This is a genomic window from Caballeronia sp. ATUFL_F1_KS4A (assembly GCF_023630905.1).
In the GTDB taxonomy this organism is placed as follows: Bacteria; Pseudomonadota; Gammaproteobacteria; order Burkholderiales; family Burkholderiaceae; genus Caballeronia; species Caballeronia zhejiangensis.
Genome location: NZ_JALQEB010000034.1, coordinates 372809 through 387446 on the forward strand (window position 1 = coordinate 372809; position 14638 = coordinate 387446).

A 14638-nucleotide genomic window follows, 5' to 3' on the forward strand; every position below is an offset into this window, starting at 1 on the left:
ATCACGATTCGACCGGCTTGTCGGCAGTCTTGCGCGAGCGGTTGCCCCGCGCTGACGGCTTGCGCGATGGCTTCTCCGCCTTCGCTTCGGCATCGGGCTCGGAGACGGGCGCGGCGCTTTCATGCGGCACGTCGGCGGCGGCGCTTCGTTTCGCCGCGGTCTTGCGCGACCGGCGCGGCGCGGCGGGCTTTTTCGGTGCAGGCTCGGGAGTGGGCGCGTGTTCCTGCGACGGCTCGGGCGTTTCGACCTCGACGGGCGCCGGCGCTTCTTCGACGACGAACACAGGTTCGGGCGCCGCCACGCGTGCAGACTTTCTCCCGCCGCGTTTCTCCTTGCGCCGGCCGTTCGCCGCTCCCTCGTGTTCTCTAGCGGGCGCGACCGCTGGCGGCTCGCTCGGTCTCACGTCCATCGGCGCGACCTGAGCCGTGTGAGCAGAACGAAACACGAACGCGCCGGATTTATCGTCGCGGCCGACTTCAAGCAGACCGCGAGATTGCGCTTCGTCGAGCAGATTGCCGAACGCGCGAAAGCCGTATTGCGTCTCGCTGAAACCCGGCTTGCGGCGCTTGATGGCGCTCTTCAGCACCGATGCCCAGATCTTGCCGCTCTCGCCGCGTTCCGATGCGAGCGCCTCGAAGGTCTCGACGGTAATCGCGATCGCGTGCGACTTGCGCGATTCCATCTCCTGCTTCGGTTGCCGCTCTTCGTCGGACGCGCGCTTCGCATCGCGCTGTTCGCGCTTGGCGATGGCGCGTTGCTGCTCGCGCACGAGGTCGTCGTAGAAGATGAACTCGTCGCAGTTCGCGACGAGCAGATCCGACGTCGATTGCTTCACGCCCACGCCGATGACTTTCTTCGCGTTCTCACGCAGTTTCGACACGAGCGGCGAGAAGTCCGAATCGCCGCTGATGATGACGAACGTATCGACGTGCGCTTTCGTGTAGCAGAGATCGAGTGCATCGACGACGAGACGGATATCGGCGGAATTCTTGCCGGACTGACGCACGTGCGGAATCTCGATCATCTCGAAGCTGGCCTCGTGCATCGCCGATTTGAAGCCCTTGTAGCGGTCCCAGTCGCAATAAGCCTTTTTGACGACGATGCTTCCCTTCAGCAGCAGGCGTTCGAGCACGGGTCTGATATCGAATTTTTCGTACTTCGCATCGCGAACGCCGAGCGCGACGTTCTCGAAGTCGCAGAACAACGCCATGCTGACGCTTTCCTGAGGTCCAGCCATATGGTTCTCCAGCCCGTGCGGCATGTTTGGAATGACCACATGATAGCTTGCCGGCGTTGACTGGAAGGGATACGCGAAAATCAGCGCTTGCCGTAACGGGCCGCAAGCGCGGCGAGATCGCGGCGGACCCAGTCGGCGTCGGCGGCGAATGTGTCATCGGACATGCCGGGCTGGCGGAACAGCGTGAGCGCGATATCGGCGCCCGCGCCGTTCTGATACACGCGCAACGGAACGTAGACCTCGCCGCCATCCGGCAGACCGACGCGATGATCCATGATTCCGAACGCGTTGTGCTCGGTGAAGCGGATCGTCACTTCGCCTGCCGGACCGCGTGCGCGCCAGTGATCGCCCATGTCTTCGAGCGTCGACTGCGCCAGTCCGGACGCCCACGTCGGGAAGACTTCCGGACGCCAGATCGCGTCGTAAAGCTCGCGCCAGTCGCGATCGACGGTGACGGTGAGGGTCCGCGTATGCATCGTCACGCGGATGTCACGTTTCGATCTTCGACATCACCGCCGTGGCCGGATCGTAGCGATAGCCCTTCTGCGCGAGCTGTTGCGCCATCTTGTCGCCGATCAGCTTCTGCTGCGCCTCGCGGAACACGAGCTCGTGATCGGGCTTCAGGCGCTCCAGTTCGACCGCGAGCCGCCGCATCAGCGCGACCTCGCCCGTGCTGCGGGCATCGATGAAAAGGATCTTCTCGTTCGCCACGTCGAGGCGCTGGCGCAAGTCCTTCGCGTACGTGACCCACTGCTCGGCATTGGCGCGAAGGTCGTCGTAGGCCTTCGAATGCGCCTTCGCCTGCGCCGCCACCTGACGCTGCAGCGATGCCAGCTCGGACTCGTCGCCCTGCTCCTTTTCGACGAGACGCTTCGCGAGATCGGTCGCGTTTCTCTCGGCGGCTTCGGCGCGTTCGCGCAACGCGTTGACATCGTTCGATACGCGCGCGAGTTCCGCGCCCTGCTCGGCCTTTTCTTCCATCAGCGCGCTGACCTGCTTGCGGGCTTCGTCCAGCTCGGCGCCGATGCGTTCGGCATGTTCCCGCTGCGCAGAAACTTCCGCGCCGCGCGCAGCCGCGCTTTCGCGCTCCGCTGCCAGTGCGCTGCGCGCGTCGTTCAGTTCCGCTTCCAGCGCGGCGATGCGCGTGAGGTTTTCGCTCGCCTGCGCTTCGGCGGCCTGCGCACGCGTATGCGTCGCGTTGAGGTCCTGCAACAGGCGCTCGGCTTCCGCCGATTTTTCCTGCGATACGAGGCCAAGCGCTTCATGCTGCTGACGCGCCTGATCGCGCTCCTCGGCGATGCGCGCGAGTTCTTCATCCTTGGCCGCAAGCGACGCGCTCAACTGCTCGTGCTGCTGACGCGCCTGATCGCGCTCTTCCGCGATACGCGCGATTTCTTCATCCTTGCCCGCGAGCGACGCGCTCAATTGCTCGTGCTGCTGCCGCGCCTGATCGCGCTCTTCCGCGATACGCGCGAGTTCTTCATCCTTGCTCGCAAGCGACGCGCTCAATTGCTCGTGCTGCTGCCGTGCCTGATTGCGCTCGTCAACGATGCGCGCAAGCTCCTCGTCCTTGCCCGCAAGCGACGCATGCAGATTCGCCTGCTGCTCGCGTGCCTGATCGCGCTCTTGCGCGATGCGTGCGATGTCCTCGTCCTTGGCCGCCAGCGCCGCGTTCAGCGCTTCTTTCGCCCGCCGCTCTTCTTCGAGCGATGCGTTCACGGTTTCCAATTGGGCCCGCTCCGCCGACGCGCGCTGCGCCGCTTCCTCGATGCGCGTCTCTGCGGTCTGCGCGCGTATCGTGGCTGCATCGGCCTCTTCGCGCAGTCGCACGACCGATTCCTCGGACGCCCGCAATGCGCTCAGCATTTCCATCATTTGCTGGCGGTTCTTCGCGGCCTCGTCGCCGGTCTTCTGGAATTCGGCGAGCGCCTCGTCGCGCTCCGCAAGCGCGGTCGTGAGCCGCTGGCTCACGGCGGACAGCCGCTGTCCGGACATCCGCTCGGTTTCGTCGCGCGAAACGGTCCAGAGCTGCCGCGCGACATTCACGAGTGTCTCGGCAAGGTCGTCGGGCAGTCCGGTCGGCGCCTGCTGCTGCGGCATGTCCGGGGACCGCGCCTCGCGCCAGCGCTGCAGGCCGGCCGCGATGGCGACGACGGAGCCGTTTCCGGCCTCCGCCCACACCGTCAAGGGAGAAACCTTGCGACCTTCTTCGGTCAGTCGATCGGCGATCGACGCGATTTGCTCGTCGGTGATGTTGTCTACGTCTGTGGGCATAAGCGCCTCGAAAATCAGTGGCGTCGCACTCAAAACACTGCGATACATTGTTACGTTCGGCTAAATCCGCGCGGGGCGGAGATGGATGATACCCATTTTCCGCGCTCGACCAATCGAAGCACGTCGCATGCCGTCGAAAATAGGATTTTGTAGCGAGAGTGTATCGTCTGCGGGACCTTGAAACCGTGGCGTAATACGTTATTGACAGAAACGCGTCGAGCCCGGACGAGCAATTTCGTCCGGGCTTTCTAATTCGTTAAATCGGTGCGATTACGGCTTCGCGAAAACCGGGCCGAGTCCGATGACATCCGTATCCGCCGAACGCGTGCCCGACGCGACGTTGCCGTTCGCCGGCGCGCCGTATGCCGTCAGGCCCTTCGCGGCGTCCACGCGCGCTTGCGCGGCCTGGATGTTTTGCGGATATTGCGTCTGATCGCTTGCCGGGTCGTAGCCCGCCTTTTCCAGCTCGACGAGTTGCGCACGCACTTCGGCGCGGGTGATCGGCTGATTCGACTGAGCGAACGAAAGAACCGGAAGCGCGACGGCAGCGGCGACGATCAGCGATTGGATGACTTTCATGATTTACCTCCAGTGAATTTTGATGGAAGGCCGTCTTGGCGATTCGCCGTGTGTTGCGAATCGTTCGGCTTGGAGGTATTTGAACTCGCGGACGTATCTGGCTTGTTTCGCGAAAAGCGGATTATGAAACGCCGTGTGTCGGGATTCCGCGCAGATACAGTGCGATACAAAGCGAAACGCCGATTGTCGATGTCATCGGCAATCGGCGCGCTCGTATCAAAAAAAGAAGCGGACTCAGGCGGCCGCGCTCGCCGCTCGCATCTGCACCTTGCCGCGGCTCACCGCCGCGAGCGCCGCGAGACTGATCACCGCCGTGAACATCATGTAGAAGCTCGGCGCGGCCTTGCTGCCCGTCGCGCTCAGGAGCCAGATGATGATCGCGGGCGTGAAGCCGCCGAACACCGTCACGCCGATGTTGTAGCCGATCGACATGCCCGTCGCGCGCGTCGACACGGGAAAGATCTCCGACATCAACGCCGGCAGCGCGCCGAAATAGATCGCCTTGAGCAGCGCGAGCCACGCGACGAGCGCGAACAGCGACGCCACCGACACATGCGAAACGACATACGCGAACGCCGGATAGCCCGTCACGAAGAGCAGGAGCGCCGCCGTCGACATCTGCTTCACGCGGCCGATCCTGTCCGAGAGATGCCCCGCGAAAGGCGTCACCAGCGTCAGCATCAGGCCCGCGACGGTGCTCGCGGCGAAACCCGTCGATGCATCGAGATGCAGTTCGCGGATCGCGAACGTCGGCACGTATTGCAGCAGATAGTTCACCGCCGTCGATACCGTCAGCGCGCCGATCGAGATGAGCAGCAGCGCCTTTTGCTGCGTGAATACATCGCGCACGGGCGTCGACGTGTGCTCGGCTTCGGTGTAATCGGCCGCGTCTTCGAGATAGCGGCGCAGGAAAAGACCCGCCGGTCCGATCAGCAAGCCGAAGAAGAACGGAATGCGCCAGCCCCATGCGGCAAGCTCGGCGGCGGGCATCAGCTTGGCGAGCGCGAAGCCGAAAATCGACGCGAGCAAGGTCGCGAGCCCCTGCGTCGCGAATTGCCAGCTCGCGAGCAGGCCACGGCGATCCGGCGCGTGCTCGATCAGCATGGCCGTCGACGGCCCGAACTCGCCGCCCGCCGAAAAGCCCTGGATCAGGCGCGCGATGAACACGCCCGCGGGCGCGATCAATCCGATCGACGCATACGGCGGAATCACCGCGATGATCGCCGTGCCGATCATCATCAGCCCCACCGACATCATCAACGCAGCCTTGCGCCCGCGCTTGTCCGCGTATGCGCCGAGCACCATGCCGCCTATCGGCCGCACCAGATACGACGCGCCGAACGAGCCGAACGTGAGCAGCATCGACGCCGTCTCGTTCGCGGCCGGGAAGAAGTTCTTCGCGATATACACCGCGAAAAACGCATAGATCGCGATATCGAACCATTCGAGCGCGTTGCCGACCGAAGTCGCGAGCACGATTTGCGTCAGGCTCAGGGGCTTTTTGTTCATGATGTCAGCGTGTCATTAGTGGCGTTCGATCAATGCGCGTCGCGCGTGGCGACGATCGCCGCGCCCATCTCGCCGAGGTCCCACCAGAGGCCCGCCATCACGCCGAGCGATTCGCGCATGACGGAGCCGAGCACGTGTTCGTTCGGCGCGTGCTGGTTGCACGCGGGATACGAATGCGGCACCCAGAGCGTCGGCAGGCCGAGTGTCTTCGCGAAGACATCGTTGGGCACCGTGCCGCCCAGGTTCGGCAACAGCGCGGGCTTCTTGCCGGTCGTCGCGCGCATCGAATCGAGTGCCCAGTGAACCCACGGATCGTCGAGATCGAGGCGCGTCGCGGGCGTGCCGCGCGTCGCCTTGACGGTCACTTCGGTGAAGCCGTGCTGCGCGAAGTGACGTTCGAGATGCGTCTGCAGGTTCTCCCAATCCGTTCCGACGACGAAGCGCAACTGGCACACCGCTTTCGCGAACGGCGGAATCGCGTTGACGGGTGCATCGGCGTTGCCGGATTTCATCGCGAGCACTTCGAGCGCGTTCCAGCCGATCACGCGTTCGGTCGGCGTCAGGCCCGGCTCGCCCCACGTCGGATCGATCTCGGGTGAGCTTTCGTCGCGGCCCAGTTCGATATCGGCGAGGGCTTCGCGCACCGCATCGGAAATCGGCGGCGGCCGCAATCCTTCGACGACGATGCTGCCGTTGCGGTCGACGAGACTCGCGATCGCATGCGACAGCACGACGGCCGGATTGCGCAGCACGCCGCCCCAGTTGCCGGAGTGATGTCCGCCTTCGCGGAGGTTCACCGTCAGTTCGAACGGCACGCCGCCGCGCGAGCCGAGAAAGAGCGTCGGACGTTCGGCGGATACGCGCGGCCCGTCCGACGCGATGAATACATCCGCCGCGAGCGCATTCTTGTGCGCGGCGCAGACTTCATCGAGACCCGGCGAGCCGACCTCCTCGCCCGTTTCGAAGATCACCTTGACGTTGTAGCCGAGCCTGCCTGCGCGCGCCTGCAACACCGCGGCGAGCGCCGCGAAATTGACCGAATGCTGGCCTTTGTTGTCGGCGGTGCCGCGGCCGTACCAGCGGTCTTCGTCGACGACGATCTGCCACGGCTTCAGGCCCGCGCGCCATTGCTCGTCGTAGCCGCGCACGACGTCGCCATGGCCGTAGGTCAGCACCGTCGGCAAGTCGTCGGATTCGTGGCGTTCGGCGATCAAAAACGGCGGGCCGCCCGCGACCGGATTGTCGACGACGCGCGCCGTAAAACCGACGCGCGCGAGCGTGTCGCTGATCTCATCGGTGAGATAGGCATTCAGCGCGGGATTCCGCCCGTTCTGGCTCTCGGTGCGAAACGCGACGCGGCGCTGCAGATCCGCGAAGAACGCGCCCGAATCGAACATCTTGCAAGCGATGGCGATGGCGGCTTCACGACTTTCTTGATGTTCTTTCACGACGTCTCCGGGCAATTGTGGCTACTCATTCCGGCCAGTCTAGAAACGCCAAAAATTCGCGACAATTTCAAATTTTGCGACTAGCATTGCCAAAAAGGCAACGCTCGGGGAAGGCATCGTGCTGCATGGCATCGCTCTCAAATACTTCGTAGAAGTCGCGCGCTCGGGTTCGCTGGCGGCGGCATCGGAACAGCTTCACGTCGCGGTGTCGGCGATCAGCCGGCAGATCGCGAAGCTGGAGGAACAGGCGGGCACGCCGCTATTCGAGCGCATGCCGCGCGGCATGATCCTGACGGAAGCGGGCGAATTGCTCGTGCAGCACGCGCGCCGCGCGCTCATGGACGGCGACGCGGTGCTCGCGGAGATATCGGAGATGCATGCGCTCGGGCTCGGGATCGTGCGTATCGGCTGCACGGAGGGTTTCACGCGCTGCTTTTTGCCGAGCGTGATGGCGTCGCACTATCGCGCGCATCCGGGCACGCGTTTCGTGATGCGTTCGGGTACGCCGGGACAGGTCGAGCATTGGGTGGCGAGCGGCGAAGTCGATGTAGGCCTTGCGTTTTCGACATCGACATCTACCGCGCTGAGCGTCGAATACAGCGTGAAGGCGCCGGTCTGCGCGCTGCTGCCACCGACGCATCCGCTGGCGGGCAAGGCGAGCATCACGCTCGATGACGTGCTTCAGTACCCGACCGCCGTGCTCGATCGCGGCACGACGGTGCGCCAGCTGATCGACTGGTGCTGCTCGGCGCGCGGCGTGCATCTCGAGCCGGTTCTGACGAGCAACAACTCGAGCGCGATGCATCATTTCGCCGCGCTCACCGGCACGATCACGCTCGGCAGCGCGGTCGCGCTCGAAGGCGATCCGGGCCCGCCGACGCTCGTCGCGACGCCCATCGACGAGCCTTTGCTCAACGAGCGCCTGCTGCAGGTCACGGTGATGCGCGAGCGGCGTCTGCCGCCTGCCGTCGATCAGTTTCTCAAGACGCTGACCGATGCGTTGCGCGAAAGTCTCGGTGCGCCGGCCGCGCGCGCGAAGCGAAAAAAGCGCTGACCCGTCATTGCGTCGCGACCCACCACGTCGTTCCGGCGGCATCGCGAAAGCCGCCGCGAAAGTCGTCGTCGTCGCGTTTGCGCGCGGGCGCCTGCACGCTTTGCGCGCCGTGCCGGAGCGTGCGATCGTAGACGGCTTGCGCATCGCGCACGTAGACGTGGATGTGCGGACCCTGCGATTGCTGATCGGTCGCGCCGCCGCCGATCATCACGACGCTATCGTCGATACGCAATTCGGCGTGCATCAGCGAGCCATCGGGACGATCGAAGCGGCGCAGCAGTTGTGCATCGAAGACACGTTCGAGGAATGCGATGATCGCCGGCGCGTTTGCGCAGACGAGATAGGGACTGACGGACGTGTAAGTCGCGGGTTTCCAGTCGGGCATGGCTTGCCTCGCAGGCGTTGTGACGAGGCTAACCAGAGTAATTCAAACGCCGCAACGCTTCAAACGCCTTCGACCACGTCATCCAGTTGGTTCGCCGCCGCCTTCGGCATGTCAGCGGTCGCCTGCGGCGCGGGTTCGTAACGATGCACGTCATGCGTCACGAAGCCGAGATCGTGACTCGGCACCTCGAACCACTCCGGATGTCCGAACGAACGGCGAATGTCTTCCAGACCGCTCGCCCAGTGCTCGTCCATCGTATCGTTGCTGAACTCGTAATCCTTGTAGTGCCCTTCGAAAAACTTGTTCTTGTAGATGAGATGCACGACGTTCACCGCGCCGCCATCCGCGACCTTCTGCGCCTCGCGCAGCAGCGGATGCGAGCGGCGCGTCTTTTCCGGAACATGCTCCAGCAGCTCCTTGATGAGTCGCGCATGCTTCTGGTTATGCGAAACGAAATCGGTGATGGCGCGCGTTCTGCTCGAATACTGAATGTCTTTCGTGCGCTCGCTGACATCGAGAAAATCGCCGGGCAACGTGCCGCGCGCGCTCCACAGGTCCACCTGAAACACGAGCGTGTCCTTGTGCTGACTTTCGCGGATGATCTCCGTCAACGGCGTATTCGATACGAGCCCGCCGTCCCAGTAGAACTCGCCGTCGATCTCCACAGCCGGAAAGCCCGGCGGCAACGCACCCGATGCCATGAAGTGCTCGGGCTCGAGCCGCATCTTCGTGTTGTCGAAGTAGACGAGATTGCCCGTGCGTACGTTCACCGCGCCCACCGATACACGCATCGCGCCATCGTTGATGCGGTCGAAATCGGCGAACTGCAGCAGCGTCGCGCGCAACGCGGACGTATCGTAAAAGCTCACGTCGCTTGGGCGCCTGCTCTTCGCATGCGTCAAAGGCAAATGAACGCGCGGCGAGAAGAAGCCCTTCTGCCCTTCGGTGAGCGCGCGCGCCGCGGCCCACATGCTCGAAAACTTGCGGCCGATATTCGCGAAGCCGAACGCGGCGGGCATGAACGCGCCCACATGCCCGACGAGATCCGCGGGCTGGCAGATCGTGTTCCAGAACCCACGCAGCGCGGCCACGCGATTCTCGGGCGCGTTGCCCGCGATGATCGCGGTATTCAACGCGCCGATCGAAATGCCCGAGGTCCATGTCGGATCCACGCCCACTTCGGCGAGCCCATCGAACACGCCGGCCTGATACGAACCCAGCGCGCCGCCGCCTTGCAGCACGAGGCAAACGTCATCGTAGTCGGGCAGCGCGACGTGATTCGCCTGCGTGAGTGTGTTGCGTTGACTGCGGCGCATGGATTCTCCTTGTCGTTATTGCATGAACCAGCCGTGACTCACGACGACCGATTGCCCGGTCAGCGCATTCGATTCGAAGCCCGCGAGGAACGCGACGGTGTTCGCGACATCGGCGACCGTGGTGAATTCGCCATCGACCGTTTCCTTCAACATCACGTTCTTCACGACTTCTTCTTCCGAAATGCCGAGCGCCTTCGCCTGCTCGGGAATCTGCTTTTCGACGAGCGGCGTGCGCACGAAACCGGGACACACGACATTCGCGCGCACGCCGCGCGGACCGCCTTCCTTCGCGACGACGCGCGCGAGCCCGAGCAAGCCATGCTTGGCCGTCACATAGGCCGACTTCAGCTTGGACGCTTCATGCGAATGCACCGATCCCATGTAGATGATCGAGCCGCCCTTGCCCGACGCGTACATATGTTTGATCGCGGCTTTCGTCGTGAGAAACGCGCCGTCGAGATGGATCGCGAGCATCTTCTTCCAGTCGGCGTATGCATACTCTTCGATCGGCGCGACGATCTGAATGCCCGCGTTCGATACCAGCACGTCGATACCGCCGAGCTTCGCCACCGTTTCTTCGATGCCCGCGTTCACGGCATCTTCGCTCGTCACGTCCATCGACACGGCGATCGCCTTGCCGCCCGCTTCGACGATGCTGTCCGCAACTTTCTGCGCATTCGCGAGATTCAGATCGGCGATGACGACCGCCGCGCCATCGGTCGCGAGCTTGCGCGCCGTCTGTTCGCCGATGCCGCTCGCAGCGCCCGTCACGAGCGCGACTTTTCCTTGCAGTGCCATGTGAATACTCCTTTGCCGTTGTTATTGATTGACCGCGAGCTTGAGTTCATCGGGCGGCGCGAGATAGTCGTATGCGACTTCGCCGATATCGAGCGTGAGATTCGCGATGACATGCCGCGCGCCGACGACCTTGCGCACCGGCAAATCAGCGACCGGCGCGAGCGCATGAGCGTGCAGTTCGAGCGCGGCCGGACCTTCCCATGCACCGATCACGCTCACGTCGCGCAGAAAGAAGCGCACGAGTTCGCACACGCGCGCAGTGCCGTCGACATGCGGCAGCACTTTCAGCAGATAGTTCGGCGTATCCGCGAGCTTCCTGCGTTCGGCTTCGAGATCGAGCGGACGATACTTGTAGCCCATCGTGCCCGTCGCGATGCGTTGCGTGCCGTAGTCGAGCGTGCCGAGCAGCGTGTCCTTGCCATCGACGCCAAGACGCGGCGACGCGAGCTTCTTCGGAAAGCCCCAGATTTCGCGGCCGCCCGCGATCGGACCTTCGTCGTCGAGATACATCGCATGCGTATAGCTGCCCTTCTTGCCATCCGGATCGATGACGGAAATCACCTGGCCGCTTTCGGTGTAATCGCCGAAACCGGATGAATCCGGCATGCGAATGAATTCGTAATGTACGAGACCGTTATCCACTTCGAGCGGCTCCGGAACCACGGCGCGCAGCGCGTCGGGATCGGTCTCGTAGGAAATGATGAAGTACTCGCGATTGAGAAAGCGGAACGGCGGACGCGGATAAGCGGGATTGAGCACAGGCATGGCGAACGCATTCCTGCGGATGTCGTCTTCTTTCACTGGATCGTCCCTGAGTTGAGAACAGGCACGATAGTAGATGCAGTTGATGACATTTGTCGCGGACGGCAGGCAGCGGATCGGCGTTTATGAAAGCAGTGCGAATCGACAAAAATCCCGCTGCTTCAACGCCTTATGCCCGCCCACTGATGAATTGCCTTTTTTTGTGCAATATACTGTTGCCTCAGCGGCGTCGACACGACGAGGAACCGGGCGATGCCGCGCGTCTCTCAAGCGCATGTCGATTCATCTTTCTAAGGCCATCTCCTCCGAGCGAGTCCCCGATGAAAACGTCCTTGAAGAAATCTCTCGTGCTTCTGGTGCTGGCGGCGTTTGCCGCGCCGACGCTGTCGTTCGCGGCCGCGGAGTATCCCGACAACAAGCCGCGGCCCGCCTATAAAAAGAAAGGCCAGAAGCATCATCACAAGAAGTCGGCGACACCGCCCGCTTCGCAGACGCAATAAGACGGCACGGCTCATAAAGGCACGGGCGTCCGTTAAGGACGCCCGTGCCTTTTCATTGGATGACGCGTCTTGTCAGGCCGCTTCGATTCGTTGCGCCACGAGATTCAGCACGCGTTCCAGCACATCGCCATCGACCGGCTTCACGAGATGATCCCGGACCTTCGCTTTCGACGGAAATCGCGCCGCCATGCAATTCGACGAGATGCTTCGCGAGCGCCAGCCCGACGCTACCCATCGAGGCATTACGCGCGGCAACTATTGCGACGTCGATACGAGGCGCGCACGCATCGCATCGAGGCGCGCTGCATCGACATGTCCGCGCGCCGCCATTGCTTCGAGCGCAGCCAGGGCCGATTCAGGGCCGCAAAGCGCGGCGGCTTTCGCATCCGCATCGAGTTCGAAGGCGGCGGCGCGTTTTGCGGCACGCACGCTCCAAATCTTCAGACAGACGAACAAAGTGAACGCGAAGCCGATACCGGGAAAGGTGATGCGCCAGAGATCATCTTCCGATGAAATCGCGAAGACGATGCACGGTACCGATAACAGCATCATCACTGAAAGCACGGTCCATGCGAAATCGAGCAGCATCGTCTTGCGTTGCGTCGCGTGCCCGACTTCGTGCGCCACGACGATACGAAGCAACGGCTCCGGCAACGCGAGCGTGGCGCGATCAAGTTCGATGCGATTGAACAAGGCTTCGTAGCACGGTCCGTTCGACGTATTCACGAAGCGCACGCGCGGCGTTGCAACGTGCAGAAGAGCGGCATCGTCGGCGACGAGCGAGAGGATGCGCTGTTCCTGCGCGGCGAGCCGCTTCATGATCACTGCACCGGGTTATCGGCCCACTGGCTGCGCGCCTGCCATGCGTCGATATCGGCGTTGAGCTTCGCGAGCTTGTTGCGCACGAGTTCGAGTCCGGGGCCGCCGAGCACGAGATGTCCCGGCGGCTCCGGCGACGTGACCGCTTCGATGATGACCTGCGCCGCGCGCGCCGGATCGCCCGGCTGCTTGCCGCTGCGCTCCGCGATCGCCGCGCGCCGCGTGCCCGAAGTCTGCGCGTAATCGTCGATCGGATTGCGCGTCTGCTTCAGCGAGCGGCCCGCCCAGTCCGTGCGAAACGGGCCGGGCTCGACCGCCGTCACCTTGATGCCGAGCCCTTCCGTTTCGCGTCCGAGCGCTTCGCCGAGACCTTCGAGCGCGAACTTCGTCGCGGCGTAATACCCGCTGCCCGGATTGCCGACCAGCCCGCCCACGGATGTGATATTGACGACATGTCCCGAGCGGCGCTCGCGCATACGCGGCAATACGGCTCGGATCATCGCGGCCGCGCCGAAGAAGTTCGCTTCGAACATCGCGCGCACTTCGTCTTCCTCGCCCTCTTCGACAGCCGAGAGATAGCCGAAGCCCGCGTTGTTCACGAGCACGTCGATATGATCGAAGGCGGCGTAGGCATCGGCGATTGCGGACTTGATTTCATCGGCACGCGTGACGTCGAGACGCACGGCGATCGCTCGTCCTTCGCCACGCTCGACGAGATCGCCGACGCTATCCGGATTACGCGCGGCCACGACAGCGCGCCAGCCCTTGTCGATCACGGCGGAAGCGAGTTCGCGGCCGAAGCCGGTCGAACATCCGGTGATGAACCAGACGGGCGTATCGTGGCTGCCTTTCGAAGCTGTCATTGCGGTTCTCCATGTAAGCGGATCTCGCTACATGTTGAAGCAATTTCAACGCGCGTGCTTGCGGGCTCCTCCTCGAACGGCAGTGACTTATCGCAATGCCGGCATGCGAATGGCGCGATGATTCCGCGGCTCGAACAGAACCGCCTGCTCGACACGCGCCGCGATCTTCTTCCATCCGGCGAGCTCTTCGTCGAGCACGGCAAGCGTCAGAAGAATGCGTTCACGATCGTGATTCGTGCGCGCGAGCGTCGCGCTTTCACGCATCGAGACGAGCGTGGCCCCGCGCTCGGCGATCTGCTTCGCGATTCTTTCCCGCAGGCGTTTCAGCGATTCGTCCATGTTCGTATGACCGGTTGGTGTCGCCGTCATACGCGCAAACTTCGCGCCCGATCATGTTCGTGGATGCTTCATCCCGCATCGCCCGCGCTGATCGCGGTTTGCATGCTCCTCAACAGCTTCGTCAGATAGCGCAATAGGCCGACCGTATCGCCGAATTCGATGAAACCCGGCTTCACACCATCGCTGAAGAGCAACGTTCCGTCGAGCGAGTGATCGACGATCAAGCCGGCGTAAGCAGCGTGCGGCATGTAGTCGTCGCCGGCGAGGCTGAACGTATTGCCGTTCACGGCCGCATCGCGCAGACGCATCAGGAACTGCACTTCGGGCGCGCGCGACGCCGACAAGCGATGGATATCGAAGTATTCGGCGACCGCGAGGATCGCATTCGAGCAAGGCACGGTCAGCGCGAACGCGATGCGCGCATCGGCCGTATCGAACGATGGCCACGACCGCGCGTCTTCCGGCGGCGGGCTTTTGGTGGGCGTGCCGTCCTCGCTGTGCGCGTGCGCTTCCGGATGCGAGCGCTTGCGCGCAAGTAGGGGCTGCGCCTTCGCGAAGTCCGGCGGCGGCGCGCCGCGCTCGATCCAGTCGGCCAGCAGGCTTGCGTAGGCATGGAGCGCGGTCAATTGCGCGTCGATGAACGCGACGCCCGCTCGGCAGGCGTCATGGTGTTTTTGCTCGGTCATACCGTCTCCCTTGTTTTTTGAGTTCGATCTAAAGACACACCCGCGTTGCTTGCATGATCGCCTGCCCTG

Annotated in this window: 16 protein-coding genes; 2 read left to right on the forward strand and 14 right to left on the reverse strand. The window is 63.3% G+C overall.

The window, feature by feature from the left end; genetic code table 11:
• Window position 1: 1 nt before the first annotated feature.
• The 6 genes from NCS03_RS22200 to NCS03_RS22225 form a co-directional block, all read right to left on the reverse strand.
• Window positions 2-1237, reverse strand: coding sequence for an NYN domain-containing protein (locus tag NCS03_RS22200; RefSeq protein ID WP_250529801.1), 1236 nt, complete (start codon window positions 1235-1237; stop codon window positions 2-4).
• 80 nt (window positions 1238-1317) lie between these two features.
• Window positions 1318-1713, reverse strand: coding sequence for an SRPBCC family protein (locus NCS03_RS22205; RefSeq protein WP_008348401.1), 396 nt, complete (start codon window positions 1711-1713; stop codon window positions 1318-1320).
• Between the two features lie 13 nt (window positions 1714-1726).
• Window positions 1727-3511, reverse strand: a complete 1785-nt coding sequence (locus tag NCS03_RS22210; protein WP_250529802.1) for a DNA-binding protein — start codon at window positions 3509-3511, stop codon at window positions 1727-1729.
• A gap of 270 nt (window positions 3512-3781) precedes the next feature.
• Window positions 3782-4090 (reverse strand): DUF4148 domain-containing protein, encoded by a 309-nt coding sequence (locus NCS03_RS22215; RefSeq protein WP_008348405.1) that lies wholly within the window; start codon window positions 4088-4090, stop codon window positions 3782-3784.
• A gap of 234 nt (window positions 4091-4324) precedes the next feature.
• Window positions 4325-5602: an MFS transporter gene (locus NCS03_RS22220; protein WP_033536226.1), complete on the reverse strand. Its 1278-nt coding sequence runs from the start codon at window positions 5600-5602 to the stop codon at window positions 4325-4327.
• Between the two features lie 26 nt (window positions 5603-5628).
• Window positions 5629-6996 (reverse strand): M20 family metallopeptidase, encoded by a 1368-nt coding sequence (locus tag NCS03_RS22225; RefSeq protein WP_284504420.1) that lies wholly within the window; start codon window positions 6994-6996, stop codon window positions 5629-5631.
• A 169-nt stretch (window positions 6997-7165) separates the two neighbouring features.
• Here NCS03_RS22225 and NCS03_RS22230 point away from each other — a divergent pair, with 169 nt between their 5' ends.
• Window positions 7166-8101, forward strand: coding sequence for a LysR family transcriptional regulator (locus tag NCS03_RS22230; protein ID WP_250529804.1), 936 nt, complete (start codon window positions 7166-7168; stop codon window positions 8099-8101).
• Between the two features lie 4 nt (window positions 8102-8105).
• On the opposite strand, the gene NCS03_RS22235 is transcribed toward NCS03_RS22230, so the two are convergent.
• Genes NCS03_RS22235 through NCS03_RS22250 form a run of 4 tightly spaced genes read right to left on the reverse strand, consistent with a single transcriptional unit; the run spans window position 8106 to window position 11401 of the window.
• Entirely contained in the window at window positions 8106-8486 is a 381-nt protein-coding gene (locus NCS03_RS22235) for a VOC family protein (protein WP_250529805.1), read from the reverse strand.
• A 59-nt stretch (window positions 8487-8545) separates the two neighbouring features.
• Window positions 8546-9802: a DUF3734 domain-containing protein gene (locus NCS03_RS22240; RefSeq protein WP_250529806.1), complete on the reverse strand. Its 1257-nt coding sequence runs from the start codon at window positions 9800-9802 to the stop codon at window positions 8546-8548.
• A gap of 15 nt (window positions 9803-9817) precedes the next feature.
• Window positions 9818-10600 carry a 3-hydroxybutyrate dehydrogenase gene (locus NCS03_RS22245; protein WP_175981140.1) on the reverse strand — a complete coding sequence of 261 codons (783 nt, stop codon included), beginning with the start codon at window positions 10598-10600 and terminating at the stop codon, window positions 9818-9820.
• A gap of 21 nt (window positions 10601-10621) precedes the next feature.
• Complete coding sequence (locus tag NCS03_RS22250; RefSeq protein WP_034473154.1) at window positions 10622-11401, reverse strand: acetoacetate decarboxylase; 780 nt, start codon at window positions 11399-11401, stop codon at window positions 10622-10624.
• A 281-nt stretch (window positions 11402-11682) separates the two neighbouring features.
• Here NCS03_RS22250 and NCS03_RS22255 point away from each other — a divergent pair, with 281 nt between their 5' ends.
• A complete protein-coding gene (locus NCS03_RS22255; RefSeq protein WP_033536228.1) occupies window positions 11683-11862 on the forward strand; it encodes a hypothetical protein in 180 nt (59 codons plus the stop codon).
• Window positions 11863-12117: 255 nt separating this feature from the next.
• Here NCS03_RS22255 and NCS03_RS22260 read toward each other — a convergent pair whose 3' ends face one another.
• From NCS03_RS22260 to NCS03_RS22275, 4 genes are all read right to left on the reverse strand, one after another.
• Window positions 12118-12681 carry a M48 family metalloprotease gene (locus NCS03_RS22260; protein ID WP_239294852.1) on the reverse strand — a complete coding sequence of 188 codons (564 nt, stop codon included), beginning with the start codon at window positions 12679-12681 and terminating at the stop codon, window positions 12118-12120.
• 2 nt (window positions 12682-12683) lie between these two features.
• On the reverse strand, window positions 12684-13544 hold the full coding sequence (locus NCS03_RS22265) for an oxidoreductase (RefSeq protein ID WP_008348423.1): 861 nt from the start codon (window positions 13542-13544) through the stop codon (window positions 12684-12686).
• 87 nt (window positions 13545-13631) lie between these two features.
• Complete coding sequence (locus NCS03_RS22270; RefSeq protein WP_250529807.1) at window positions 13632-13913, reverse strand: hypothetical protein; 282 nt, start codon at window positions 13911-13913, stop codon at window positions 13632-13634.
• A 38-nt stretch (window positions 13914-13951) separates the two neighbouring features.
• Entirely contained in the window at window positions 13952-14569 is a 618-nt protein-coding gene (locus tag NCS03_RS22275) for a hypothetical protein (protein ID WP_250441054.1), read from the reverse strand.
• Window positions 14570-14638: the final 69 nt, after the last annotated feature.

Bases quoted from the DNA above. Each gene is read 5' to 3' on its own strand.
- NCS03_RS22200 (WP_250529801.1), bottom strand. From the start codon at position 1,237: ATGGCTGGACCTCAGGAAAGCGTCAGCATGGCGTTGTTCTGCGACTTC.
- NCS03_RS22205 (WP_008348401.1), bottom strand. From the start codon at position 1,713: ATGCATACGCGGACCCTCACCGTCACCGTCGATCGCGACTGGCGCGAG.
- NCS03_RS22210 (WP_250529802.1), bottom strand. From the start codon at position 3,511: ATGCCCACAGACGTAGACAACATCACCGACGAGCAAATCGCGTCGATC.
- NCS03_RS22215 (WP_008348405.1), bottom strand. From the start codon at position 4,090: ATGAAAGTCATCCAATCGCTGATCGTCGCCGCTGCCGTCGCGCTTCCG.
- NCS03_RS22225 (WP_284504420.1), bottom strand. From the start codon at position 6,996: ATGTTCGATTCGGGCGCGTTCTTCGCGGATCTGCAGCGCCGCGTCGCG.
- NCS03_RS22235 (WP_250529805.1), bottom strand. From the start codon at position 8,486: ATGCCCGACTGGAAACCCGCGACTTACACGTCCGTCAGTCCCTATCTC.
- NCS03_RS22240 (WP_250529806.1), bottom strand. From the start codon at position 9,802: ATGCGCCGCAGTCAACGCAACACACTCACGCAGGCGAATCACGTCGCG.
- NCS03_RS22245 (WP_175981140.1), bottom strand. From the start codon at position 10,600: ATGGCACTGCAAGGAAAAGTCGCGCTCGTGACGGGCGCTGCGAGCGGC.
- NCS03_RS22255 (WP_033536228.1), top strand. From the start codon at position 11,683: ATGAAAACGTCCTTGAAGAAATCTCTCGTGCTTCTGGTGCTGGCGGCG.
- NCS03_RS22260 (WP_239294852.1), bottom strand. From the start codon at position 12,681: ATGAAGCGGCTCGCCGCGCAGGAACAGCGCATCCTCTCGCTCGTCGCC.
- NCS03_RS22265 (WP_008348423.1), bottom strand. From the start codon at position 13,544: ATGACAGCTTCGAAAGGCAGCCACGATACGCCCGTCTGGTTCATCACC.
- NCS03_RS22270 (WP_250529807.1), bottom strand. From the start codon at position 13,913: ATGACGGCGACACCAACCGGTCATACGAACATGGACGAATCGCTGAAA.
- NCS03_RS22275 (WP_250441054.1), bottom strand. From the start codon at position 14,569: ATGACCGAGCAAAAACACCATGACGCCTGCCGAGCGGGCGTCGCGTTC.